The sequence below is a fragment of the Paenibacillus faecis genome (assembly GCF_008084145.1).
GTDB classification, from domain to species: Bacteria; Bacillota; Bacilli; order Paenibacillales; family Paenibacillaceae; genus Fontibacillus; species Fontibacillus faecis.
The window spans coordinates 345179-371543 of record NZ_VSDO01000003.1; the positions used below are offsets into that span (position 1 = coordinate 345179).

19 protein-coding genes are annotated in these 26365 nt (G+C 56.6%); 9 read left to right on the forward strand and 10 right to left on the reverse strand.

Annotated features, from left to right (window positions below):
• Positions 1-93: 93 nt before the first annotated feature.
• Entirely contained in the window at positions 94-1743 is a 1650-nt protein-coding gene (locus tag FRY98_RS15070) for a response regulator (RefSeq protein WP_148453352.1), read from the reverse strand.
• On the reverse strand, positions 1736-3562 hold the full coding sequence (locus FRY98_RS15075; RefSeq protein ID WP_148453355.1) for a cache domain-containing sensor histidine kinase: 1827 nt from the start codon (positions 3560-3562) through the stop codon (positions 1736-1738). Before FRY98_RS15075 ends, FRY98_RS15070 begins: the two co-directional genes overlap by 8 nt.
• A gap of 157 nt (positions 3563-3719) precedes the next feature.
• Here FRY98_RS15075 and FRY98_RS15080 point away from each other — a divergent pair, with 157 nt between their 5' ends.
• The 4 genes from FRY98_RS15080 (at position 3720) to FRY98_RS15090 (ending at position 7897) form a co-directional block, all read left to right on the forward strand.
• Entirely contained in the window at positions 3720-4607 is an 888-nt protein-coding gene (locus FRY98_RS15080; protein ID WP_148453358.1) for a carbohydrate ABC transporter permease, read from the forward strand.
• A complete protein-coding gene (locus tag FRY98_RS15085; protein ID WP_148453361.1) occupies positions 4607-5437 on the forward strand; it encodes a carbohydrate ABC transporter permease in 831 nt (276 codons plus the stop codon). The genes FRY98_RS15080 and FRY98_RS15085 overlap by 1 nt, the downstream gene beginning before the upstream one ends.
• Before the next feature lie 284 nt (positions 5438-5721).
• Positions 5722-5889 (forward strand): hypothetical protein, encoded by a 168-nt coding sequence (locus FRY98_RS28445; RefSeq protein ID WP_170287101.1) that lies wholly within the window; start codon positions 5722-5724, stop codon positions 5887-5889.
• A 958-nt stretch (positions 5890-6847) separates the two neighbouring features.
• Positions 6848-7897 carry an LLM class flavin-dependent oxidoreductase gene (locus tag FRY98_RS15090; RefSeq protein ID WP_148453364.1) on the forward strand — a complete coding sequence of 350 codons (1050 nt, stop codon included), beginning with the start codon at positions 6848-6850 and terminating at the stop codon, positions 7895-7897.
• Between the two features lie 211 nt (positions 7898-8108).
• Here the strand turns inward: FRY98_RS15090 and cobA are convergent, their stop codons facing one another.
• Genes cobA through nirB form a run of 4 tightly spaced genes read right to left on the reverse strand, consistent with a single transcriptional unit; the run spans position 8109 to position 12623 of the window.
• Complete coding sequence (gene cobA / locus FRY98_RS15095) at positions 8109-8918, reverse strand: uroporphyrinogen-III C-methyltransferase (protein WP_148454503.1); 810 nt, start codon at positions 8916-8918, stop codon at positions 8109-8111.
• A complete protein-coding gene (locus tag FRY98_RS15100) occupies positions 8918-9793 on the reverse strand; it encodes a formate/nitrite transporter family protein (protein ID WP_148453367.1) in 876 nt (291 codons plus the stop codon). Before FRY98_RS15100 ends, cobA begins: the two co-directional genes overlap by 1 nt.
• Before the next feature lie 23 nt (positions 9794-9816).
• A complete protein-coding gene (gene nirD, locus FRY98_RS15105; protein WP_211373307.1) occupies positions 9817-10134 on the reverse strand; it encodes a nitrite reductase small subunit NirD in 318 nt (105 codons plus the stop codon).
• A gap of 53 nt (positions 10135-10187) precedes the next feature.
• Positions 10188-12623 (reverse strand): nitrite reductase large subunit NirB, encoded by a 2436-nt coding sequence (gene nirB / locus FRY98_RS15110; RefSeq protein WP_148453370.1) that lies wholly within the window; start codon positions 12621-12623, stop codon positions 10188-10190.
• A 492-nt stretch (positions 12624-13115) separates the two neighbouring features.
• Between nirB and FRY98_RS15115 the strand changes: the two genes are divergently transcribed.
• Both FRY98_RS15115 and FRY98_RS15120 read left to right on the forward strand, forming a co-directional pair.
• On the forward strand, positions 13116-13721 hold the full coding sequence (locus FRY98_RS15115) for an ANTAR domain-containing response regulator (protein WP_148453374.1): 606 nt from the start codon (positions 13116-13118) through the stop codon (positions 13719-13721).
• A gap of 33 nt (positions 13722-13754) precedes the next feature.
• On the forward strand, positions 13755-14825 hold the full coding sequence (locus FRY98_RS15120; protein WP_148453376.1) for an anthranilate phosphoribosyltransferase: 1071 nt from the start codon (positions 13755-13757) through the stop codon (positions 14823-14825).
• A gap of 1817 nt (positions 14826-16642) precedes the next feature.
• Here the strand turns inward: FRY98_RS15120 and FRY98_RS15125 are convergent.
• Positions 16643-17785: a family 8 glycosyl hydrolase gene (locus FRY98_RS15125; protein WP_148453379.1), complete on the reverse strand. Its 1143-nt coding sequence runs from the start codon at positions 17783-17785 to the stop codon at positions 16643-16645.
• Positions 17786-17980: 195 nt separating this feature from the next.
• On the opposite strand from FRY98_RS15125, the gene FRY98_RS15130 reads away from it, so the two are divergent.
• Genes FRY98_RS15130 through FRY98_RS15140 form a run of 3 tightly spaced genes read left to right on the forward strand, consistent with a single transcriptional unit; the run spans position 17981 to position 20646 of the window.
• Positions 17981-18670, forward strand: a complete 690-nt coding sequence (locus tag FRY98_RS15130) for a GntR family transcriptional regulator (protein WP_249043423.1) — start codon at positions 17981-17983, stop codon at positions 18668-18670.
• Positions 18671-18698: 28 nt separating this feature from the next.
• A complete protein-coding gene (gene uxuA / locus FRY98_RS15135; protein WP_148453385.1) occupies positions 18699-19808 on the forward strand; it encodes a mannonate dehydratase in 1110 nt (369 codons plus the stop codon).
• Positions 19792-20646 carry an SDR family oxidoreductase gene (locus FRY98_RS15140; protein ID WP_148454507.1) on the forward strand — a complete coding sequence of 285 codons (855 nt, stop codon included), beginning with the start codon at positions 19792-19794 and terminating at the stop codon, positions 20644-20646. The genes uxuA and FRY98_RS15140 overlap by 17 nt, the downstream gene beginning before the upstream one ends.
• A gap of 518 nt (positions 20647-21164) precedes the next feature.
• Here the strand turns inward: FRY98_RS15140 and FRY98_RS15145 are convergent.
• From FRY98_RS15145 to FRY98_RS15155, 3 genes are all read right to left on the reverse strand, one after another.
• Positions 21165-22355, reverse strand: coding sequence for an IS256 family transposase (locus FRY98_RS15145; RefSeq protein ID WP_148453388.1), 1191 nt, complete (start codon positions 22353-22355; stop codon positions 21165-21167).
• A 724-nt stretch (positions 22356-23079) separates the two neighbouring features.
• On the reverse strand, positions 23080-25164 hold the full coding sequence (locus tag FRY98_RS15150; RefSeq protein WP_148453391.1) for an alpha-glucuronidase family glycosyl hydrolase: 2085 nt from the start codon (positions 25162-25164) through the stop codon (positions 23080-23082).
• A gap of 164 nt (positions 25165-25328) precedes the next feature.
• Entirely contained in the window at positions 25329-26333 is a 1005-nt protein-coding gene (locus FRY98_RS15155; protein WP_148453397.1) for an endo-1,4-beta-xylanase, read from the reverse strand.
• Between the last annotated feature and the right edge of the window lie 32 nt (positions 26334-26365).

A 26365-nucleotide genomic window follows, 5' to 3' on the forward strand; every position in this document is an offset into this window, starting at 1 on the left:
CCTTCTATGCTCCCTATTCTAATTAAAAGGGTGTCCAATAAAAATGTAGATATGTGGTGTCTTGAGGGTAAAAAAGTGGTGTCCTGGCGCAGTTCACTTTTTAGCCCCCTCCGCCCGCTGACTCCGGTATTCGGACGGGGAGATGGCATAGTAGTTCCGAAAGGCTTTGCTGAAATAATTCTTGTCCTTATAACCCAGCATTTCGGAAATTTCCTGAATTTTCAGGGTGGAGTCGTCGAGCAGTTCCTGCGCCTTGTCCATGCGCACCTTTTGAACATACTCGTGAATCCCGTAACCGTACTGCTGTTTAAACAGTTTCATTAAATATTCCCGGCTCAAAAAGTACTTCTCCGTAAACATGGATATTTTAATATCTTCATAGTAGTGGTTATCGATATACTCCTTGATGTCCTCTACATTGAACGGACGTCTCCCGGCCATGGCCTGGCGAATTTGCTCACTATAGTATTCCAGGACCCGCATCAGCAAGCCCTCGAATTCGTCAAAGGTCGCAAAATCGGTCATCACCCGAACCGAGCGCAGCCCGCGTTCTCCGCTGAAAGACGGCAGCCGGTCCGACGAAACGCCAAGCTCCAGAGCCATATCATTAAAAAGAACGACAATCTCGCGAACCATCCGATCCGCATCTCCCAGGCCGAAAAAGGCGGACGCGCGAACTTTGCGGACAAATTCGCCGAGGACTGTTTTGGCATGGTTCAAGTTACCGGCTTCCAGGGCGCTGCGCAGAATCGGCATCCGGCCGGTCAGGGAATGCACGTCGCGGGCCTTCCGTTGGTCCCCGGAACCGATCACCGCCTTCCCCGTCAGCTTTAACAGGTCGATCGCCTTGAGCGAGGAGCTCGCCGCTTCATAAGAGTCGGCGAGCTCCAGCGGATCGCCGCAAGACTGGCCGACCCCGCCGGCCGCAATGATGCCGAACAAAGAACTCAGCGTGGAGACAACGCGCTTCAACAATTGTTCCGAGCGGAACAGCAGCTCCTGCGGGTACCCCCCGTTAGCGGTATACACCGCGATGATTTCCCGTTCCTGCTTGGGATTCGCGAAGCTGAAGCATTGCAATCCGTCGTCCGACATTTCATTGATTACATTCGCCACGGCAAAATAGAGCAGCTCCGTATCCGAATTGAACCGGCTGTCCCGAATCGACTCCATATTCAAAATCCGCAGGACGAGCGTCCCGTATCGCAGGTTCTCCTCTTCGGCGCCGATCAGCGCCAGAAAAGCCTTGTTGCTCTGCTTCTTGAAGCTTCGCTCGATAATGGAGAAGTAAATCTTCTCCTTCAGCTTCGGCAGCGACATATTAAAAGCGATATTCCGCCGGATCGATTCGCTGCGAATCTCGCGTTTCGCCTCCAACAGGCCGATCGCCTTGCCGAGCGCCTGGTTAAGGTCCTGGCGGTTAATCGGTTTGAGCAAGTAATCCAGCACTTTGGAATGGATCGCCTGCCGGGTAAATTCGAAATCGTTGTACCCGCTGATGACGATCGTCAACAGCTCGGGAAATTCCGCTTCCACCGCCCGCAGAAACTCCACCCCGTTCATTTCGGGCATCTTCATGTCGACCATAACGAGGTCGGGTTCGTGCTCGCGCAGCATGTCGAGACCGGACTTGCCGTCCGTCGCCTCCAGCACCGTGTCTACCTGGAACCTTTCCCAATCGCCCAGGATGCGAATCGCTTCGCGCAGCGGTTCTTCGTCGTCAATGATCAGCACTTTATACATGACTTTGGCCTCCCCGCGGTATCAGCATGATCATTTTCGTGCCTTCTTCCCCGCTCTCGATCTTCAAACCGGCTTCCTCTCCGTAAAGTAGAACCAGCCGGGTGTTCAAGTTCTTCAAGCCGATGTTCTCCCCTTCCTGTTCCTCCCATTCCTTGCGGAATGACGCCAGCACTTCCTCCATCCGGGCCGGCGGAATTCCCGGTCCGTTGTCCTCCACCGTAATGACCGCATGGGTATCCGCAAGCTCCGCACGGATCGTGATCAGGACAGCCACGGAGACTTTCTCCACCGCATGCTTGATGGAATTTTCAACGAGCGTTTGAATGGACAGCTTGGGGATTTGCAGCTCCATCAGCGAATCGTCCCATTCGACGGATACGTCCAGCCGGCTGCCGAATCTGGCTTTTTGCAGCGCCATGTACCGATCGATATGTTTAAGCTCCTCTCTAGCGTAAACGATGTCTTTGCCGCTTATGCAGTATCTCAGCGTTAACGCCAGCGCATCCACCATGTCGGCGACGTCAAAATCGCCGCTCTTCAGCGCTTTGGTGGAGATCGCCTGCAGCGCGTTGTACAGGAAATGCGGATTGATTTCCGCCTCCAGCGCTTTTAAAATCGCATTTTTCTCCACCAGCTTCATCTTGTACCGCTCATTGATCAGATCGTTGGTCCGGGTAACCATCCGGTTAAAATGCCGCGTCAGGTAGGCAATTTCATCCCTCCCCCGCACAGGGGCCTCGGCATCGAAGGTTCCTTCGCTGAACCGCTTCATCTGATGGGACAGCTTTTTGAGCGGCTGCGTGATCGCATTGGAGATCAGCGTGACCAGCACGATCGAAATCGCCAGAAAAATAAATCCGATCAAATAGTTCAGATCCCGCGTTCTCCGGGCCGGCTCGTAGATGTTGCTGTAAGGGATCGGCTTGACCAGCTTCCAGCCGTCCTGCTCCCCGACATTGTACACGATCAGATATTTTTGGCCCTCCGCGGTCCAGGTCATCGGTCCGGCCGCCGCCTTTTCCCCCGACGGCGGAAGTCCGCCCGCTTCTTTCATTTGTTTGTAAAACTCAAGATCGTCCGCATGAAACGGCACATTATTCGGGTCCAGATAAAGCAGGTGCTCCCCGTCCTCAAACGGGATGTCCTGCATAATTTCATTCTTCATATCGGGCTTTAAATAAAAAGATATCACCGCCTGCGGCTCCCTCGAAGCGATCGACCGCAGTACCCGGTGATAGGCCATAAACCCCGGATCCACGTTCGCGGTATAGCCGGTCTTCGTCCCGGGATCCAAAAAAGACTGGTAAGACCGGTTATGCGGGCTTTCCATCGCCTCCTTGAACCAGGGCTGTTCCGGAATCCGCCCTTCGTAACTGATCCGCAGCTTGATATCGTAAGCTTCCTGGGTGATCGAATAATACTTGCCCTGCCCGACAAGGTACAAGTAAATGCTGCTCAAGTCGTCGCGCGAGTAAAACAGACTGCGGAGATAGTCCTCCAGGTACATTTTGGCGGCGTAATCCTGATCTTCATGGATAATGGCGCGGATCAGATCATCGTATCGGATTTGCGGGAGGGACAACTGCTCGATCCCTGCCAGATAATCCTCCAGATTCTGATTGACCAGCTTCAGGTTGCTCGCCGTGCTCTCGATGCTGTGGTCCACGGACTCCCGCTGCAGCATGTTGTAGGAAATGATCGTTAACGAACCGACAACCAGGATAATAATCGTGGAAAAAAACAAAATAAGCTTATTGACCAGCCTGCGGGAAATCGGTTCGATCAGGCTTCGAAAGGCTTTATCTATGCGGTGTCTCATCTGCTCCATCCTATCTGCGCGCTTTTTCACAGTTCACCTTTTTACCCTTAACTGTTTATTTAAATCCATTTAGGCCGGATACCCCCTGTCCTATAATTGCATTATAACTGAAATACAACAGCGATTTTAAACCATCGCCACGAAAAAGAGGTGCATTATGTTGAAACTAGGGAGAAAACGTGCCGAAAAGCTCGAATTCGGAGCCTTTACGCTTCCCGTTCTAATTTGCGTCATCGCCGTGTTCTATTATCCGTTTATTATGACGATCCGCTATTCCCTGACGAAATGGAACGGGATCTCGAAGCATCCGAAATTTATCGGATTGGATAACTTCAAGCAAATCTTTATGGGGGACGCCAACTTTACAAACGCGGCCTTGTTCACCATTAAATATGCGATTCTGTACATTATCCTGGTCAACGTTCTGGCCATCCTGCTGGCGTTGGTCCTCGATATGAAGCTGAAAACGACCAACTGGCTGAGAGCCGCGTTCTTTATTCCTTATATCCTCAGCCTTGTTATCGTCGGTTTTATCTGGAAGTTCATCTTCATGCAAGGATTCGAATCCTTGGGAGAGAGCACCGGATGGGGAATCTTCCAGCTCAGTTGGCTGGGTGAACCCGGGCTCGCCTTTATCTCGATTCTGCTCGTTTCGCTCTGGCAATCCATCGGCTTCTATCTCGTGATCTATATCGCCGGCCTTCAATCCGTGCCGGACGACCTGAAGGAAGCCGCAACCGTGGACGGCGCGGGTCCGATCCGCCGCTTCTTCAACATCACGCTGCCGCTGCTCGCTCCGTCGATCACGATCTCCGTGTTCATGGCTCTGACCAACTCGATCAAAGTGTTCGACGTCATCCTGTCCCTTACGGGCGGCGGTCCGGGCGGAACGACCTACTCGGTCGCTTACGATATTTACCGCGACACGTTCCAAAACAACTTGTACGGTTACGGTACGGCGAAAGCGCTCATTCTGTTCGTTGCGGTACTCGTCATCACCGTAATCCAGTTAACGATCTTTAAACGCAGGGAGGTTGAGGCTTAATGAAATCCAGCAAAACAGGACGTATTCTGCTTGAAGTCGTGATGGTCATTCTGTCCTTGATATTCCTGTATCCGCTGTTTCTGACCATCATCAACTCGCTTAAGAACTTTTCCGAGGTCATGACCGACGTCATCGCGCTTCCGAAGGTGCTGGCGTTCGAAAACTATACGTACGTTTGGAAATTCATTAATTATCCGCGGCTGTTCCTGAACAATGCCGTAATAACCCTTCTCGGCCTGGCCGGTATCGTCCTGATATCCTCCATCGCCGCTTACAAACTGGCGCGCACGAAATCCAAGGCCAGCGGGATCATCTACTTCCTTTGCATCATGCCGATGCTGATCCCGTTCCAGTCGATCATGCTGACCGTGCTGCAAATGGCCAAAAACCTGCATCTTGCCGAAAGCACCTGGGGACTCGGCATTATGTACTGGGGTTTCGGCGCCCCGCTCGCCCTGTTCATCTATCACGGCTTCGTCAAAGGCATTCCGAAGGAAATCGACGAAAGCGCCACGATCGATGGCGCCTCCGGGTTCCGGCTTTTCTTCAGCGTGATCTTCCCGCTGCTGAAATCCGTCACGACGACCATCATCATCATCGACGTGATGTGGATCTGGAACGACTTCCTGCTCCCGCTCCTGATGGTCAACGGCTCGCCGGACACCAAGACGCTCACCCTGGCCGCCTACACCTTCGTCGGACAATACACCTCCGACTGGCAGTACGCGATGACCGCCATGGTAATGGCCGTGCTCCCTTCGATCATCGTATTTATCTTCCTGCAAAAATACATCGTCAAAGGCGTTGTCGCCGGCGCGGTGAAAGGCTAAGCTTCAACAGCCCGTCCAGCATATTGTGCTGGACGGGCTGTTTTGGCGTTGGGGCGTTGGAGCAACGGGGCGTTCGAGCAACGAGACGTTCGAGCAACGAGACGTTGGAGCAACGAGACGTTCGAGCAATGGGGCGTTTAGAGCTAAAGCAGGGGCTGATGCAGGGGAGCGGATGAGTGGATGCACGAGCGGATACACGATAAACGGATGACGACGGGATGATGCGGGAGGGAGATGATCCGTGGGAGATGATCCGTGGGAGATGATGCTGGCCGGAGGGGCTGATGCACGGTGGGCTGAGGCGGGAAGCTGATGCGCTGGTGCCGATGTGGAGGGCCAGATACATTTGGGAAAACACGGTGCGAGAGGCCGGACGCCAGAGACGGCGCTTGAGACTGCAATGGGAGTACGGGCAAATTGGCGTGAAGCCGGAGTGCTCGGGGCGGATCTAGCCAAGGGATAACCCAGGCTGGGCACACGCAATACTCACATATTGCCGGCGGTAAGCTCAGGCGGGGCCAGGCATGCGCGTCTTTCGCGTCGTGCCGAATCCTCGGGGCCGGCACCCTCGGGACCGAGGCTAGACAGGGTCTTCCGTTCGATCGACAGGGCGTCATTTCGGTAAAAGCCAGCTTCAAAATTACTCTAACGGACATAATAGCCGCTATTTCGCCTAAATGGGCTCTCCAGGAATTCTAACGGAAATAATAGCGCCTATTTGGGCCAAACACCGCTTAAATGACCCCGTTTTGCCGAAATAGCCGCTACTACGTCCGTTAGAATTTCAATATCCCCTGAAAGTTCGAAATAGCAGCTATGGCTTCCGTTAGAAGCTTGGCCTCGGTTGGCTACTCGGGGGGCCAACTCCCCATGGTTACTCTAAGTTACGCTAACGGACATAATAGCCGCTATTTCGCCTAAATGGGCTCTCCGGGAATTCTAACGGAAATAATAGCCCCTATTTGGGCCAAACACCGCTTAAATGACCCCGTTTTGCCGAAATAGCCGCTACTACGTCCGTTAGAATTCCATTTTCCCCTGAAAGTTCGAAATAGCGGCTATGGCTTCCGTTAGAAGCTTGGCCTCGGTTGGCTGTCTCGGGCGCTATGTTGCCTCAAGCACTATGGGGTAAACGATGCTGTGCTGTCTCGGGCGCGCGCTATAATGCCTACTTGCAAATAGCGTCCCAAACGGCCTTATTTGAGACGTTTCCCAATCCCATCAACAATTTGCCGCCCCCGCGATCCAAAGATGTTGCATGATGCCGGCGAAATTTCGGTCAGATCAAGAGAAGTCGGGCATATTAAATGAAAAGATGCGTCATATCCCGCCCCTACTTTCATCTTTGCAGTTACTTTTGGTATGATAGTGATCTAAAGTATGTATAAAAAATTGGGAGGTATCGATTTCATGTCTGAACTTAGTTACGGTCTTCATTTCCCTAACGTTTCCGATAACAGACCGTTGTCCGCGATTCCTCTGTCCATATTGGATCTCGCCCCGATCACCGCTGGCGGCACGGCCGCCCAGTCGCTAAACAACTCGCTGGATCTGGCCCGGCATGCCGAAGCATGGGGCTATAAGCGCTTCTGGCTCGCCGAGCATCACAGCATGCCGGGAATCGCCAGCTCGGCCACCTCGGTAGCCATCGGCTACGTGGCCGGCGGAACGAGCACGATCCGCGTCGGTTCGGGCGGCATCATGCTGCCGAACCATTCGCCGCTCGTGATCGCCGAGCAGTTTGGTACGCTCGAGACGCTGTATCCCGGGCGGATCGATCTGGGCCTCGGTCGGGCGCCCGGCTCCGACCAGCTTACGGCGCAGGCGCTGCGCCGCGGCCCGGGCAGCGACGGCCAGGACTTCCCGGAGCGGCTGCGCGAGCTCCGGGAGTACTTCCACCCCGTATCGAGTTCCTCGATGCGGGTAAGGGCGATTCCCGGCGAAGGGCTGAACATCCCGATCTGGCTGCTGGGCTCGAGCGGTTTCAGCGCTCAACTCTCCGCCGCTCTGGGCCTGCCGTTCTCCTTCGCCAGCCATTTCGCGCCGGATTACCTGTTGCCGGCGCTGGATTTGTACCGCGGCCATTTTCAGCCGTCGGTTCACCTGGAGAAGCCGTACGCCATGGTCGGCGTGAACGTGATCGTCGCCGACACGGATGCCGAGGCCCGCAGGCTGGCGACTTCGCAGGCGATGCAATTCCTGAACCTGATCCGCCGCCGCCCCGGCCAGTTGAGCGCACCGGTCGACAGCCTGGAGGAGATCTGGACGCCGCAGGAAAAAGCGCTCGTTCAGCGCCAACTCGGCTTTTCGGCCATCGGTTCCCCGGACACGGTCCGGACCCGGTTGGAGGAAATCCTGCAGGAGACCGGCGCGGACGAACTGATCGTCGCCGGACAAATCTATGACCATAAGGCCCGTTTGCATTCTTACGAGTTGCTGGCCGAGCTCAAAAACAATTAACTAAAGCTCGATTATAGGAACGGGGAGAACAACTACCGCTCAGCCATTCAGTTCGATCCTTGCGCCTTCCGGGTGAATGAGGCCGAGACGTACACTGCCAATCGTATTGAGGCTATTAGCGGGAGTTTTTCCCGATAATCACTTCCACCCACTCGCCCGCAAACTCAAAAAAAGGTGTCCCGAAATAATCGAGGACACCTTTTTTTGAGTCTTATCCGATCATCGACGCCGCCTGGCGCTCCAGCTGGGCCAGCTGATCGCGGACCAGCACGGCCGCGCCGATCACGATTAGCGCCGGGTTGCTGATCTGCACGGCCGCGGCCAGCTTGTGCACCTCGCCGAGCGTGCTGGTGAACGTGCGCTGCCGCCGTGTCGTCCCGCTCTCGATGAGCGCCACGGGCGTCGAGGCGGCCTTGCCGTGCCGCAGGAGCTCGCTGCGGATCTCCTTCAGCTGGCTGACGCCCATGTAGATCACCAGCGTGTCGACGGCATGGGCCAGCAGCTCCCACTGGACGGCCGGGCTTCCGCCGTCCTCGCCGTCCTCGCCGGTCTCGGCGCCCGGGCAGCGGCTGCCCGTCACGCAGGCGAAGGAAGCCGCGACGCCGCGGTGCGTCAGCGGGATGCCGGACGCGGCCGCCGCGCCGATCGCCGAGGTGATGCCCGGGATCACCTCGTACGGGATGCCCCGGGCGGCCAGCGCCAGCGCCTCTTCGCCGCCGCGCCCGAACACGAACGGGTCCCCGCCCTTAAGGCGGACCACCCGTTTGCCCTCCAGCGCGCTGTCGATCATCCGGCGCTGGATCATGTCCTGCGTCATGGCGTGCCGCCCCGGCGCCTTGCCGCAGTAGATCCGCTCGGCGAGCGAATCGCCGTAGGTGAGCAGCTCGACGTTCACCAGCCGGTCGTACAGGATCACGTCCGCCGCACGGATCGCCTTGAGCGCCTTCACCGTGATCAGCTCCGGATCGCCGGGGCCCGCTCCCACGATGCTTACGAAGCCTTCCCCCAGCCCATGGCGCATCATACGCTTTCCCCCGCCCGGGAAGCGGGCGCCGGAATGAACCGGCCCTCGCCCGTCTCAACCGGAGAGCCTGTGGAAGCTGCAGGGGAGGCTTTCTTTTTCAGCGAAAAGTAGAGTCCCAAGCCCGTTAAAGTCACGCCCCCGAGCAAATTTCCGGCCAACACCGGAAGCTGGTTCCACATCCACCAGTCCGTCAGGCTCACCTTCGCCCCGAGCAGCATCCCGGCGGGAATGACGAACATGTTGACGACCGCATGTTCAAACCCCTGGGCAAAAAAGATCAGAATCGGCAGCCACATGGCGATGATTTTTCCCGCAGTCGAACGCGAAGTAAAGGCCATCACCGCGCCGAGCGTCACCATCCAGTTGCACAGCACCGCCTTGATCAGCACAAGCCCCAGACCCGAAAGGCCCATCGCCTTGTACCCGAGGGTTTTGGCTTCGCTCGTCGTGATCAGCGTATGGACCAAGGGGTGGCTCAAATCGGTCCCCATTTTCGTAATCGTCAGCCCATAAAGAACGGCATACAGGGCACAGCCGAGCAGGTGCCCGAGAATGACCCAGCCGAAGTTCGCCAGCATCCGCCGGAAAGAGGCCTTCCGTTCCAGAACGGCGAGCGGGATCAGTGCAAAACTGCCCGTCACGAGCTCCAAACCCAGCAGAATAATGATGACGAAACCGACGGGAAAAATGAGCGCCCCCACCACTCCAAGTGAGGTTTGCTGCGTCGCGGTGAAGGCCAGCGTCGTTGCACAAGCCAGAATCGCGCCGGCCAAAAAGCCTTTCACCAGCATTTGCCGGATGCCCAAGGCGGCCTTATCGGCCCCCGCTCCAATGATCGCTTCAAGGACTTCCGCAGGTTTTACATGATCCATCGGCCCCAGCCTCCCTGTTCCAGTTAATCTATAGTGATGTAGACGGAGCCCGTTGCGGCGTCCACTTCCGTTTCATACACGATCACCGAACCGTGGTCGGGCTCCTGGACGTTGCCGCTCCGCAGATCGATCTTCCAATCGTGCAGCGGACAGTGGACGTTGGACCCGCACACCATCCCTTCCGACAACCGCCCGCCTTTGTGCGGGCAGCGGTTCTCCACGGCATGAACGCTGCCGTCGCTTAGCCGGAACAGGGCGATCTCTTTATCTCCCACCGTAAAAGTCCGTGAGCCCAGCACATCGATATCCTGCACATGGGCGATTTTTATTTTCGTCAGCATGGCTGTTCCCTCCCAAATCATCATTCATGGCATCCATCCGCAAAATAGTCCGATTACCCCACGACCTGCTCCGCGCTCGGCAGCGGTTCGAAGTTTTTCCGCAGCTCTTCGCTGTTGATGATCTCCTTCCACGGATCCGTCGTCCGGCTCAGCGTTTCTTCGATCCGGGCGGCCAAAGCCTGGCGTTCCTCGGCGTTTTCCAGCACCGCCTTGATCGTCTCCAGCCCGACGCGCTCCACCCATTGCGCCGTGCGTTCGTTCCAGTTGGCCTGCTCCCGGTAAAATTGCAGGTACGCAGCCGTCCACTCCATGACTTCCTCCTCCGTCTTCACCGTGCACAGCAAGTCGGCCGCCCTAACCTTGACGCCTCCGTTGCCGCCGACATAAAGTTCCCAGCCTCCGTCGATCGCGACCACGCCAAGATCCTTGATCGTCGCCTCGGCGCAGTTCCGCGGGCACCCGGAGACGGCCAGCTTCACTTTCCCCGGCGTGTTGAGCCGTTCAAAGGCCTTCTCCAGCGCGATCCCCATGCCGATCGAATCCTGGGTGCCGAACCGGCAGAACGTGGAGCCGACGCAGGTTTTTACGGTCCGCAAAGCCTTGCCGTAAGCATGGCCCGACGGCATATCGAGCTCGGCCCAAATTTTCGGAAGGTCCTCTTTCTTTACGCCGAGCAGGTCGATCCGCTGTCCGCCGGTAAACTTGACCATCGGCACGTCGTATTTCTCCGCCACCGCCGCGATCCGCTTGAGATCGGCCGGGGAAGTTACCCCGCCGTAGATGCGCGGCACGACGGAATAAGTTCCGTCTTTCTGGATGTTGGCGTGGTACCGCTCATTGGCGAAGCGGGACTCCTTCTCGTCCATATATTCCGCCGGCCAGAGCATGCCCAGGTAATAGTTGAGCGCGGGTCGGCATTTCGAGCAGCCTTCCGGCTCCCGCCATTCCAGCACGTTCATGACTTCTTTTACGGATTTGAGCGACATCGCCCGAATGCTCTCCACAATTTCATCGCGTCCCAGCGAAGTGCACCCGCAGATGCCCTCCTTGACAGGCTCGCCCGCGGTCCCGTCTCCATACAGCTCGAGCAGCCCTTCGACCAGTGGCTTACATCCGCCGCAGGAACCGGACGCCTTCGTGCAGGCCTTGATTTCGCCGACCGTGCCGCAGCCGTCCTTGACCGCGTTTACGATCGTGCCTTTGGATACACCGTTACAGCCGCAAATAATCTCGTCATCCGCCATGGCGGCGAGTCTTGCCGCCGGCGAAGCGGCCGCTCCGCCTCCGGCCGGGAAACCAAGCAGCAGCTCCTTCTCCTTGCCGGCCACGCTCTCCCCGCTCTTGATCTTCGCGAACAGGGAGGCTCCATCCGACGTATCCCCGAACAGCACGGCACCGACCAGCTTATCGTCTTGCAGCACGATTTTTTTATAGGTACCCTCCAGGTCGTCCTGAATCCGCATCGACCGCGTTCCGGGGGCATCCATGAAATACCCGGCCGAGAAAACGTCCACCCCGGACACCTTCAGCTTCGTCGAGGTCACCGAACCCGTGTAGCCGCCGGTTTCCACGCCAGCCAGGCGCTTCGCCAGCACACTTCCCTGCTCGTACAGCGGAGCCACGAGGCCATAGGCGATCCCGCGGTGCTCGGCACACTCGCCTACCGCATAGACGCCCGGAACGCTGGTTTCGAGGAAGTCGTTCACGACGATGCCCCGGTTGACCTGCAGTCCCGCCGAATTGGCCAGCTCCACATTCGGCTTGATCCCCACGGCCATAACGATGAGGTCCGCATCCAAGGAGCTGCCGTCCGCGAATTCAAGCCCGTCGGCCCGGCGCCCTCCCCGGATCGCCGCGGTCTGTTTGGCCATCAGGAATTTCATCCCCTGGGCCTCCAGTTCCCGCTGCAGCATTTTGGCCGCCGGCTCATCCAACTGGCGCTCCATTAAATAAGAATGGATATGGATCACCGAGACATCCATCCCCAGATGCAGCAGGCCTCTCGCCGCCTCCAGCCCCAGCAGCCCCCCGCCGATAACGGCGGCTTTTTTGTATTTTTTCGAAGCCTCCATCATTAAATGGCAGTCCTTAATGTCGCGGAACCCGATGACGCCTTCCTTGTTCGCGCCGGGCAGCGGAAGCATAAAAGGGTTAGACCCCGTGGCGACGATCAGGGCGTCGTACCCTGCCTCTACGCCGGACTCCGAAACCACCTTTTTCTTCATCGTATCGATTTTGACTACCGCATCCCCGGTGTAAAGGCGGATTCCGTTGTCCGCGTACCAATCCAAGTCGTTGATTACGATTTCTTTCATATCGGACCCGCCCGCCAGTACGGAGGACAGCATGATCCGGTTATAATTCGGATGAGGCTCCGCTCCGAAAACGGTAATTTCATAAGCGTCCGGGGCCAGCTTCAGGACATGCTCGACCGTCCTCATTCCCGCCATCCCATTGCCGACCAGCACCAGTTTTTTCTTTTCACCCATGTCCGGTTCTCCCCTTCCGTTTCTTTTGTCCTCGGTACAAGCACTGCACAACAGAAAAAGCCTGCTCCGCCACAGGCCGGTCATAAGCATGCGAATGGCATGTTTATTTCCGATCCTTGATTCTGGCGAAGACAGGCTCCGTTGCCGCTTCAGCATCGACACCTCATTGTGCCCGATGGTTTGTTATGTGAACTGGTTGTTATCGTTGAGGCTACTATAAACAATAAATCTCCGCATGTCAATATACATGACATAAAATTTTTAAATAACTGAATTTTGCGAAAATAGTTTACATGTTAAGTTAGCTTATATTATTTTGCGACTTGAATGCTACATATGTCACTTAATCCATGCTTTCTTACGAAAATTATATTGATTTTTCAGAAATATCACGCGAAAATACAGATAAAACTTTCAAACAGGATGATTTTATGTAAGGTTTTATGACGGGTTGGTTATTGAAGTAGGAATGAATAGGAGGGTTATATTCCGATGCGTTTCCTGTTGGTCATTCGCGAATCCGCCTCCCTTAAGAAGTACGAGGGGCCATCCGATGCGTCCGAAGGTGATGCCGAGCCAGAGCATCTGCTGAAACGCCATGGATACCGGGTATCTGCCTCCTGCCAAAGCCAGGATATCCGCAAAAAAATGCAGGAGGCCGATGCCGTCGTCCTCCAATTGCCGATCACGGGAATTCGCGATTGGGAGCAGCGGTTGTCCCGGTGGAAGCCGGTTCCGCTTCTTTGGTGGTGCAGCGCCGAAACGGCCGCCTCCTCCCTGGAAGCTTGCGAGGAAGACATCCCGGTCGACGGCATCCTGACACCAACCATGTCAGCTCACGAACTCCATTGGGCCCTCCACCTGGGCGGCAGGCATTTTTTTGAGCGGCGTCAGTGGCTTGAAGAGCGGGCCCAACTGGTCTCCCGGCTGGAGGAGCGCAAGTGGATCGATTTAGCCAAAAGCATTTTGTGCGAAATCAACCGGATTCCGGAGGCGGAAGCCTACGACGTTTTGCGCCGGCGGGCGATGAATGAACGCAAACGAATCGTCGATATCGCCACTTCGATCGTCAAGGCTCACCAACAATTAAAAACCTAGCAAGGCTAGGCGGGTTCACAAGGAGGATTCCGTATGAACATGACGGATATATTGAAGGAAGTCGGACGGGGAAAACGCGGCGCCCGCGACCTGAACTACGAGGAAGCTCTCGCCGCCGCGGAGCTGATCCTGGACCGGAAAGCGACGCCGGCGCAAATCGGCGCCTTTCTCCTGGCGGAGCGGATCAAGATGGAGAGCGTGGAAGAATTGCTCGCCTTCGTCGAGGCGATCCGCGATCGGTCAATGCGCATTCCGCGCAGCGCGGACGGGCTGGGGCTGGGGCTGGGGCTGGATTGCGCCGGGCCATACGACGGAAGAAAAACTTCCTTCATGGCCGGATTCGCCTCCGCCTTTCTGCTGGCCGCAGCCGGCGTTCCGGTAACGATCCACGGCACCCCTTCACTGCCGCCCAAGTGGGGCGTTACCCTGATGGATGTGCTCCAGGCCATGGGGCTTGACGAAGGAGCGCTTTCCCGCGAGCGGACGACGGCCGCGGCCGAGGGAAGCGGCGTCCTGGCCGTGCCGGCCGAGGCTTGGTGTCCCCCGCTGCGGAACCTGCGGGAGCTTCGGGAGGAGCTTGGCCTCCGCACGATCCTCAACACTGTGGAGAAGCTGGTCGATTACAGCCACTCACCGTATCTCGTGTACGGTGTTTTTCACAACACCGTGTTTGAACGGACCGCCCAGCTCCTGCAGAGGCTGAATTACCAAAAGGCCCTGATCGTCCAGGGCCCGGAAGGCTCCGAGGACGTCCATATCGACCGCCCTACGCGCGTTTACACGGTCGATTCGAGCGAAGCCAGGCTCCGGGTGATTGACCCGGAAGCCTATGGGCTTGAAGCGGTGCCGCCCGAAACGCGATGGACCGCCGCCGAGCAGCTGCGCGTGACCGAAGCCGTCCTGACCGGTGAAGCCCACCAGGCCTTCATCAACCAGGCGGTTTTGAACAGCGCCTTGCGCCTGCATCTCACGGAACGCGCCGATTCCGTCGAAGAGGGGATCTATATCGGCAAATCCCTGTTGGACGGCGGCGGCCCCTGGCAAGCGTTCAACAGGTGGCGGGAGGCCCTTCTGAACGGTAATGGGAAGTTGGCCCGGCGCTAAATCGGTACGGGTCGGTTGTTGGTGATCAGTTGTAGCAAACTAGGCGCTTCTAGTGCCGCACCCTTAAACCTACGGGGATCAAGGGCCTAGCGCTCTACTCTCCGACCCTTCCCAACTCCAAAAAGATGCAAATCTGCAGGTATTTTAAGCCGGTTCCCGAGAGGATTCGAAAAAAGATGCAAAACTGCAGGCATTTTTAGCGATATTAGACAATCGAGCCGGTTTCGTCGAAAATTCCTGCAGAATCGCAGGAATTTTCATTTTTTTGTTCCGAACAGGGAAAAAAACATGCAGATTTGCAGGAATTCTATGTTATCGAGGTTGCTGCTCTAGCCAATCGCGCGTCGTTTAACGGGAGGTTTTCCCGTTAATCCGCCGCCTGGCCTCAGCAGGGACCACCTCTGGACAATCACGGCAACTATGGACGACAATGCTAACTTCGGTCCAACGTGGCAACCAGGGCCATCCAAGGCCGTGCCCGCCCCTAAAGGCTAGGCCTGCCCTCGCCCAGCCTAACATGTCCAAGCTCTAACTTGTCTTTACCTTCTACCGTAACTAAACACTGCAGGCAAATCATATTACTCAACTAACTAATTCTTCACCAGAGTGCCTCGATCTTCTGAGTGCGCTACCCATACTGCCCAGTCCCGTCGTCCTTTTGCATTAACGGGATTTTCTCCCGTTAATTCCCCTCATTTGGCGGGATCTCACCTAATTAGCTGGATTTCCTCCCGCTAATTCAGCTCGTTTGGGCCAATCCGGCCCGATCATGGCAGATTAGCGGGACTTTTTCCAGGTAATCCTCACTCCCGGCCACTTGCGCCTCATTTAACGGGAGGTTTTCCCGTTAATTCGCCGCCCAGGTCCCAACCAGGGCACATCCATGCCCAACAAGGGCCTATCCATGGCCTACCTTGGCCAATCACGGCAACCATGGCCGTGCCCGCCCCCAAGGCTGGGCCTGCCCTCGCCCAGGCAAACATGTCAAAGCTCAAACTTGCCTTTACCTTCTACCGTAACTAAACACCGCAGGCAAATCATATTACTCAACTAACTAATTCTTCACCAGAGTGCCTCGATCTTCTGAGTGCGCTGCCCATACTGCCCAGTCCCGTCGTCCTTTTGTATTAACGGGATTTTCTCCCGTTAATTTCCCTCATTTGGCGGGATCTCACCTAATTAGCTGGATTTCCTCCCGCTAATTCAGCTCGTTTGGGCCAATCCGGCCCGATCATGGCAGATTAGCGGGACGTTTTCCAGGTAATCCTCACTCCCGGCCACTTGCGCCTCATTTAACGGGAGGTTTTCCCGTTAATTCGCCGCCCAGGTCCCAACCAGGGCACATCCATGCCCAACAAGGGCCTATCCATGGCCTACCATGGCAACGTGGCAACCATGGATCAACCAGGGCCGTCCCAGCCCCCAAGGCTGGGACGGCCCGCGCCCAGCCTAAATGTCCAAGCTCAAACTTGCCTTCATCTCCTACCGTAACTGCACACCGCAGACAAATCATATTACTCAACTAACTAATTCTTCACCAGAGTGCCTCGATCTTCTGAGTGCGCTGCCCATACTGCCCAGTCCCGTCGTCCTTTTGCATTAACGGGATTTTTTCCCGTTAATTTCCCTCATTTGGCGGGATCTCACCTAATTAGCTGGATTTCCTCCCGCTAATTCAGCTCATTTGGGCCAATTCGGCCCGATCACGGCAAATTAGCGGGACTTTTTCCAGGTAATCCTCGCTCCTGGCCAACCGCGCGTCATTTAACGGGAGATTTTCCCGTTAATTCGCCGCGCAGCCAGGCACCCCCCTTCCATCACGCTTTAGGCTTCCAAATGCGGTATCTGCCGCTCAAGGCAAGCAAGGTGAAGAAATAGAGACAGTTATCGTAATAGCGGCGATCTCCGGTCCGCAGCGGTGTGTTCCAAAACAGTTCCACGCTGGCGCGGGCATTCGCTCCCTCTGTGGCGAGCGAGGCCATCGCGTTGGTGGCAAGCAGGCCGACCGGGTGGAGCGCTTTTTCCTCGAAAGGCTCCCCCTCAATGGTATACCTGCGGTAATCGTCGGGCGTTTTATTCGCAAAAAAAGCCTGAATCCGGTCGGCGGTTTCCCGCTCCCACGTTGCTCCGCCGAACCATTCCGCATCCAGCCCCAAATTGGCGGCCACCCGGTAAGAGTCGCTGAAAAAGTGCCCGAACCCCCGGACATGGTTCGGCGTGCCGTCATAATGGGCGTACTCCGGGGCAAGCCCTGTCACGGGATGACAGGCGGCCTGCACGTAGCGCCGGCTGGCCTCGGCCGCCTCCTTCCAGAACGCCCGGTCCTCCGGATCCGCCCATAAAGCGAACAACTCGTAAAAATGCGGCAGATGATAGGACGGGTCCGTAAACTCGCAGTTCGGGATGAACTTGATCAGCTTGTTGTCCCTGTTCCACATCGGATCCCCTTTGCCGTCCTCCCCTTTATGCAGGCAGGTGCGCAGCAGTTCCCTCGCTTGTTCGCCATAATTGAAAGGCGCTTCCCGATCCCCCCAGCGGTGGGAGGCAAAAAACAGCGCCATCGCAAAATACTCTTCCCCGTCCGGGGCCGGCCCGTCCGACAGTCTGGTTCCGTCCGGCGCGCAGGACCAGGCGAAATAACCGGCATTCTCCCCCTCTGTCATGTACATGTATTCCACGGCCCATTTCCATAAGCGGTCGAACACGTCCCGGCGGTCCATCTGCACGGCCATCATCATCCCGTAAGACATTCCTTCGGTGCGCGCATCGTGGTTGCCCGTATCCAGCATATACCCCATATCGCTCCCCGATTCATGATAAATCCGGGTTTTCTCGTCACCCTCGAACATCTCACGCCAGGCGGCCTCTACCCGCCGGGTAATCTCCTCTTCCTCATAACCGTAGTCGGCCAGCAAATTCCGATATCGATCCGTATAAAAAGCTCCTTTTAACGCGTTCATCGGCACGGACATCCTCCTGCTTCTTTTTTAATGTTAGCGCTTACCAAAAAGGTACCAAAGGATGGAACCCGTTGCTATGCGCAGACCGCGCCTTTTTTTACCCAAATCAAGCCCGACTTTCCCAAACTTCTTTAATTTGTGCAGTTACACTGCCATACTTGTATGGTAGTATCTAACCTAACAGGAGGTGATCGTTTGAAACCATTGACAGACTCCGCGGCCGGATCTGCCGGAAACCATGTTTATGCCCAACTGAAACAGCAAATTGTTACTCTGGAGCTCCCTCCGGGGACGGCACTTTCGGAAAAAGAGATGTCCGTCGCTTTTCAAGTCAGCCGAACGCCCGTCCGGGAAAGCTTCGTCCGGCTCGCGCAGGAGGGATTGCTCGTCGTGCTGCCGCAGCGGGGTACCCGCGTCTCGCTGATCGACCCCGATCTGGTCGAAGAAGCGCGATTTATGAGGGAGCAGCTGGAACGGGCCGTGATTCGCTTGGCCTGCCGGGATTTTCCCGAAGCATCGCTCCGCTCGCTGAATGACAACCTGGAGCTCCAACGGGATGCCTTGGCCCGGCATGACGGCAGCGCCATGTTCGAATTGGACGAGGCGTATCATCGGATTCTTTTTGAAGGGTGTAGGAAGCTGGGCACCTGGTCCGTCATTCAGCAGATGAATGCCCACCTGAACCGGACCCGGGTGTTATGGCTGAAAACGGACCCGCATTGGGATCATTTATATGATCAGCACCGGGCCATGGGCGATGCGGTGGTACGGCGGGATAAAGAACTCGCCGATCGGACGATGAAGGAGCATTTAAGACTGAGCATTTCGAACTTAAGCGTGCTGCAGGAGAAATTCCCGGATTATTTCAGCAAAACGGAGCAATAACCCTCATCACATAGAAGGCGGTGGACTTATGCGTATGGTATTCCGCTGGTTCGGCGAAGGAAACGATACGGTTTCGCTGGAACAGATCAAGCAAATTCCCGGGGTCGAGGGGATCGTATGGGCGCTTCACGATCTTCCGGCCGGAGAAGAATGGCCGATGGAGCGGATCGAAGAGATGCGCCGGCTCGCGGACCGGCACGGCCTTCATATCGAGGTCGTGGAGAGCGTCAATGTTCATGAGGACATCAAGCTCGGCCTCCCTACCCGCGACCGCTATATCGGCAATTACATCCGCACGGTCGAAAAGCTGGCCAAAGCCGGAGTCAAAGTGATCTGCTATAATTTTATGCCGGTCTTCGATTGGGTGCGGACCGAGCTGCATAAGCCGATGGAGGACGGGTCGACGGCACTCTTTTTTGAACAGTCCAAAATCCGCGGGGTGGATCCCTTTGAGCTGGTGCGCCTCATTAACGAAAACAGCACCTTAACGATGCCGGGCTGGGAGCCGGAGCGTCTCGAACACCTGACCGCGCTGTTTGAAGCCTATCGCAACGTGACGGCCGAAGATTTGTGGGCCAACCTGAAATATTTCCTCGACGCCGTCATTCCTGTCGCGGAGGAACACGGGGTCCTGATGGCCGTGCATCCGGATGATCCGCCATGGCCGATCTTCGGACTGCCGCGGATATTGACCGATCAGGAAAATTTCCGCCGGTTTCTGGCCCTTCACGACAGCCCGTCCAACGGGATTACCCTGTGCAGCGGCTCGCTCGGAGCGAATCCGGACAACGACATCATCGGCATGATTCATGAATTCAGCGGGCGGATCCCTTTTGCCCACATCCGGAACGTCAAGGTGTACGAAAACGGCGACTTTATCGAAACCTCCCACCGGACATCGGACGGATCGGTCGACATCCGGGGGATCGTCAAGGCTTATTATGACACCGGATTCAAGGGCTACTGCCGCCCGGACCACGGCCGTCATCTTTGGGGAGAAATCTGCCGCCCGGGATATGGGCTGTACGACCGCGCCCTCGGCATTATGTACCTGTGGGGGTTGTGGGACGCCTTTGCGGGCCGGCGGCCCGCGGAACAAGCACGGAAGGAGGCGGACGGCCATGTCACGACTGCCTAAGCATCCCGCGTTAGAGGGAAAAAACGCGGTTATCACGGGCGGGGCCGGCGTTCTGTGCCGCGCGATGGCTTTGGAGCTCGCCCGCCAAGGCATGCGGGTGGCGGTGCTGAACCGCACGGCGGAGCGGGGCGAGCAGGTGGCGGAGGACATCCGCCGCCTCGGCGGCACGGCGATCGCCGTGGGCTGCGACGTCACGGACGCGGACAGCGTGCGGGCGGCGGAGCAGGCGGTGCGCGCGGCGTTCGGGCCGTGCGATGTGTTGATCAACGGCGCCGGAGGCAACCAGCCCAGCGCCAACACGACGGGCGAAACGTTCCGGGCCGAGGATTTGGCCAATCCGGACGTGACGACGTTTTTTGACTTGAGCCTTACGGGCGTGCGCACCGTTGTGGATCTCAATTTCGTCGGAACGATGATTCCAACGCAGGTGTTCGCCAAGGAGATGGTCGGTCGCCCGGGGGCGACAGTGCTGAACATCTCCTCGATGAGCGCGCCTTGTCCGATGACCAAGGTGCCGGCCTACAGCGCGGCCAAAGCGGCGGTCAACAACTTCACGCAGTGGTTGGCGGTGCACTTGGCCGAGGCGGGAATCCGGGTGAACGCGGTGGCCCCCGGATTTTTCTTAACCGAGCAGAACCGCGCTCTGCTCATGCAGGAGGACGGGACGCCGACCGAGCGCTCCCGGAAAATCATCGCCCACACGCCGATGCGCCGCTTCGGTGTCCCCGAGGATCTGCTCGGCACGCTGCTGTGGCTGGCCGACGCCGACACCTCCGGCTTCGTCACCGGCACGGTCGTCCCGGTCGACGGCGGGTTCATGGCCTACTCCGGCGTGTAGGCTCGCCTTAAGCACACCCGGAGCAGCGCAGGGGGACAAGAGTGCAAGCGGCTAAGCAAGCAAGACCCGGAAAGCAGGGCAGAGGGGGGGCAGGGGAGTCGGGCAGCTAGGCAGTTGGGCTCACCCCTGCCCGCTCCCCATGCGCCAGCCGCGCTCCGGCCACGACGCTGCCTCCCATTGATTAGCTGGAGTTTTTCCAGCTAATTTCTCACTTCAAGACCGTTTCACCACTAGCGTTGCATTAACCCGAAGGGTCTAATGGCCGTAACCGCCTCCCTTTGAAGCCGGGCGAAGGATAACGGTCATTTGCGGCGTGATTTTGTCGAATTTGTCCCTTCGGTGAGAAATAGCGGTCATTTGGGGCCCTATTTTCAGGAAAAGGGGGCCGAAAACCGATTTTTGGACTCGCTTCAGGGTAGCGTCAAGAAGTTTGTGTAAGCAGTAGAATATTCATCAAGGGTAGATGAATGGGGGATTTGGTGGGGAGGGGAACCCTCCCCACCAAACTCCAGATCACGCTAGTTATCAGTATTGTTGTCAGAGTCCGGATAGCGTTTTGCAAACTTTTCAGACAGATCCTGTTTGACCTTAGGGTCAGCGAATCCGCGAATAACACGGCTCTCAAAACGTTCGTTATAAGCAATCACATCTAGATATACGATTTTCTCTGCAGCGTCCATGTTGGTTAAACTATTCATCGGCTTAAGACGCTTGCGTATTTCTTTGTTCATCCGCTCTATCGGGTTGGAAGTGTAGATCGCATCCTTTATTTCCTCAGGGTATTGGTAGAATGTTAACAACGTCGACAGTTGGTCTTCCCAAGACTTTACTTCTTTCGGATACCGTTTTACCCATTTGTCTTTGAACGTGTCAAAAGCAGCCAGGGCACATACATCATCCAAGGCGTTATATATCGTTTTGAGATCATTAATAAAGTCTGTCTTGTCCTGTACACGAATCTTAGGGAAGGTAGAACGAACTTTATGCACGATACAGTGCTGAACGTCTGCCTGAGGATATGCTTCTTTAAAAGCTTCGTCCAGTCCTGGTAGTCCGTCAAAGACGCCCAAAAGGACTTCGTGTACACCACGGTTGTACAGGTCTTTGAGAACGTCTCTCCAACCATTGGAGCTCTCTTGACCGCCTATATAGAAGCCTAGAATTTGGCGGCGTCCTTCTTCGTCAATGCCCATGGCAAAGTAGATGACCTCACCGCTTACAGTGCTGCGCTTGAGTTTTACGTACAGACCATCCAAGTAAATAACGCTGTACCTTTTTTGTAAGGGGCGTTCCTGCCAGTTTTGGATGTCTTCCAAGACAGTTGCGGTAATATTGCTGACGGTCGTCGGGGAATAGTGACTGCCGAACATACTTTCGATGAATCGTGCAACATCACGGGTCCCCATTCCGCTTTTGTACATTTGGATAACGGCCTCTTCCAGCCAGCCATCTCGGCGCTGGTACGGCTCAAATACATGGGTTTGGAAGGAGCCCTGGCGATCGCGTGGTACCTCAAGATCCGAGATGTAGCCGTATTTGGTATGCAAAGTGCGCTTGTAGTAGCCGTTGCGACTGTTGTGCTCGTTTTCTGGGTCTTCCATAAAGTGCTTAATCTCGGCCCTCATAATGGACTCCAGGTTTTCTTTAACAAACTGAGTGACAAGATTTTCAAATAGGTTTGTGAGTTGATTTTCTGGTATCATAGTCATTGAGTAGAGTCCCTTCTTAGTGGCGTCGTAACCCTGAGAATACTCTACTTTTTTATGTTTTGGATAGACTCCAAAACTTGGTACACAAACTATTTTACGTCATCCGCTTCAGAGAAATAAGGCCTTTTTTAGCCGCTATTTTCCCCGAAAAAGCGAATTTGGGCGAAATAGCAGCCCAAAACGCCGCTATTAAAACGGGCGGCAAGTGAGATTGCGGGGTCGGCAGCACCATGTCAGGTTTAATGCAACGCCAGTGCCGTTTCATCCAAATTAGCGGGATTTCTTCAAGGTATTCCCCAAAAAATCGTCCCCTTTGGCCCGATTGCGGTAATTTAGCTGGAATTTTTCCACGTAACCTTGCCCAAAGTGCACACACCCTGATTTAACATGAGGTTGTCCCGTTAACCCATCAACAATTACAGAAGAGCGTAACGGTCCAGGAAGTGGACGGACCGGACACCCGCTTTAATCCCGGTAAACTCGAAACTCCCTCCACTCTCAACGGTACCTAAACACCACACGCGAATCTGATTACTCAACTAACTAACCCTGCTCCAGAGTACCTCACAATCACTAACAATCCTTTCATCCCCTTTCTTTTAGGCCGCACCTTATCAGGTTTGAAGCAATGTCGGCGCCCCTGACGACCTGTCCGCCCCCGCCGGGCTCTCAACCCACGAAAATAAAGCGCCCGGAGCGTTAACCCACTCCGGGCGCTTCGTTTCTAGTAGATTCGTCTCCCCCGCTCATCCGGTACGCCGGATTTGCGGTAGAAGTAGGTATTGATTACGTCGCGCCAATGCCGGGCGTGCTCGGCCTGCTCCGCGAGTCTTTCGGCGACCAGCGCGTAGCGTTCGGAATCGACCTTGCCCTCCAGGGAAGTCCACTTGCCCCGCAAGTCTTCCGCCGCCTCCGCCCCTTCGAAGTGCGTATCGTAAATGTGCTGAATGACGGTTTTTCCGGATCGCAGCCGGTGGCCGTAGGGCACATGATGGAAGAACAACAGAAGCTCATCCGGGCAGGTGCCCGGCGACTCGTAGATGTCCCGGTTCGGACTGAAATATTGCGCGGTGTAGCCCGTACCCGTGGCGACGGTCCGATCCACGCCGATGCCGTCCCGGTCGGCAAAATGATAGGTCCCCCAGCGGGAGTATTCGTACCCGTCCACATCCGGCCCGTAATGAGTGTGGGGAACGACCATCCAGCCGACGCCGAGCGGAGCCGTGTAGCTCTCGTAAATCGGCCAGGAGGACATGAGCATCCGCGTCACTGTCTCGGCAACCTCTCTGTCGTTTCCGAAGGTTTGCCCCACCCATTCCTGGGCAATCTCCTCGGCGGAAAGGTCCGGGTCCCAGGTCAGCCGGCCGTAACCGTACAGATTGGCCTGTGCCAGCGGATGCCCGGTCCAGCAGGCGTCGTCCCCGGTGTTGGACACGGCCGCCACACCGCTGTATTTCATGCCGAACCCGGAGCCTTCCACAATCCGCTTGACCTCCCCGCCATCGGGTACCGCGTGCGTCTCGAAGTCCAGCACCTGCTTCCACTGCGGAATCAGGTAGCACAAATGGCGCTGCTGGCCGGTGTATTCCTGGGTAATCTGGAATTCGATCACCTGATTCGTCTGCCGCATCGCTCCGAACAGCGGAGACACCGGCTCGCGAACCTGGAAATCCATCGGCCCGTTTTTGATCTGCATCAGCACATTATCCCGGAAGCGCCCGTCCAGCGGCTTAAAATGGTCGTAGGCCGCCCGCGCCCGGTCCGTGGAGCGGTCGCGCCAATCCTGCATGCAGTTGTATACGAAGCAGCGCCAAATCACCAGCCCCCCGTAAGGTTCGAGAGCCTCGGCCAGCATGTTCGCTCCGTCGGCATGATCCCGCCCGTAAGCGAACGGTCCCGGCCGATGCTCGGAGTCGGCTTTGACGACAAAGCCGCCGAAGTCCGGGATATGCCGGTAAATCCGGCGCGCCGTCTCCGTCCACCAATTCCGGACGCCGGCATCCAGCGGGTCGGCGGTATTCAGCCCGCCGATGGCCAGCGGGGAGGCAAAATTGATGCTCAAAAACAGCGCAATCCCGTACTCCCGAAACACCGCCGCCACGCGCGCGACATCCGGAAGCCCTTCCTCGGCAATGAAGCGGGTTTCTTGTTCATGGACGTTTACATTGTTGATTGATATCGCGTTAATGCCCACCGATGCCAACAGACGGGCGTAATCCCGAATTCGCGCGACGTCCCGCACGATGTTCCCGTCCCGGTAAAAAATCGATTTTCCCGCGTATCCCCGCTCGATCGAACCGTCCGCATTATCCCACTGATTGATCATCCGCAGCCGGTTTACCGGGGACGCCTCCGTCTCCAAGGCTTCGGGAGTCCGCTCCATGGCGATCCCGCGAAGCAGATGAAAAACCCCGTAAAGCACGCCCCGATCGGAATCGGCGGACAACTCCAGGCGCCTCCCCGAGCCGGACGGGCGAAGACTCACCGAAAACGCACCTTCTCCCTTTTCCCACGGCCGACTCGCTGTTTCTCCGGTTCCTGTTCCCCGCCGCCGCCGGATTACCAGGCAAGGCCCCTCGTCAGGTTCACCGATTAGGACGACGGGATCCACGCCCAGCATCTTTCCCGCGCCATGTCTTAGCTCCCTCACGGCCGTTTCGAGCACTGCCGACCGTTGCCCGGGCCCCGTCCCGGGGTCGGCCTCAAGGTAGACACGACCAAACCATTCGGCGTAAACCCGCCGAAGATCGCCGTCCCTCAGTTCGCTGTACTGCAGCCATGCTTTGTATAATGCGCTTTCGGATTCCATTCGCTGTTCCTCCCGTGCATCATGATTTGCTGTAACTAAACAAGACCGAGGTCGGCGAGAACAACCCGGCACGGTCTGGCCGCCAGGGCCGCTATGCCCTATCGGGAAGCAAAGCGGCCGGCGGCGGAAAGGAATGTTGAGCCCATTTGGCCATTCACCGTTAGCTAAAGAGCGGCGATCCGGTCATAGGCCGGTTTCGGACGGTGCTCGGCGTCGAACAGGAACGGCCAGTTTTTCCGGCCTCGTACCGGGAAATCGTCCAGCCACGTATAATCGTCCGCGGCTCCCCAAAATGTGACGGCTGTAATTTCGTTCCGATACTCCTTAAGCAAACGGAAGACCGCCTCATACCGCTCCGCCTGGGTCTCCAGCATGTCCGGCGTCGGCTCTTTCAAGTCGGTCCGCTTGTCGTCGAAGCGGAAGACCGATATGTCCAGCTCCGTGAGTTGGAGCTGCAAGCCGAGGGAAGCGTACTTTTCGATCGCGGCGCGGATATCCTCCAGGGCGGGGTCATAGAGGTTCCAATGCGCCTGCAGGCCGATGCCGTGGATCGGGATGTCCCGATCCAGCAAAGACTTGACCAACGCGTAAATTTTATCGCGCTTTTGCGGATGCGATTCGTTGTAATCATTATAGAACAGAAGCGCATCCGGGTCGGCCTCATGGGCAAATTCAAAGGCTTTGGCGATGAAATCCGGCCCCGCAATATCCAGCCAACGGGAAGAGCGCAAGAGTTCGGCGCCTTCGTCGGCGATCGCCTCATTCACAACGTCCCAGGCATAAATATCTCCTTTATAACGGCCGACCACCGTATGAATATGAGCGCGCACCCGCTCCAGCAGAACCTCCCTGTTTACCGAATCCCCCTTCCGATCTCGAAAGATCCAGTCCGTCGTCTGGTTGTGCCACACCAAGGTGTGTCCGCGCAAGGCCATGCCGTGCTTCCGGGCAAAGGCCGCCAAAAGGTCGGCCTCCTCGAAGGTGTACACCTCCTCCTCCGGATGAACGCTGGCAAACTTCATTTCGTTCTCTGCCGTGATGCTGTTAAAATGCCGGGCCAGCAACGCCTCCTGCGAAACGATCGTCCGCGGGTTTACCGCGGCTCCGATTTTAAAATCTTCCTGGAACAGCTGCTTCAATGGCGTTTCCGTCCGCTTCAGGTGATCCATAAGCCCCTCCTCAAGAATATATGATGTGAACC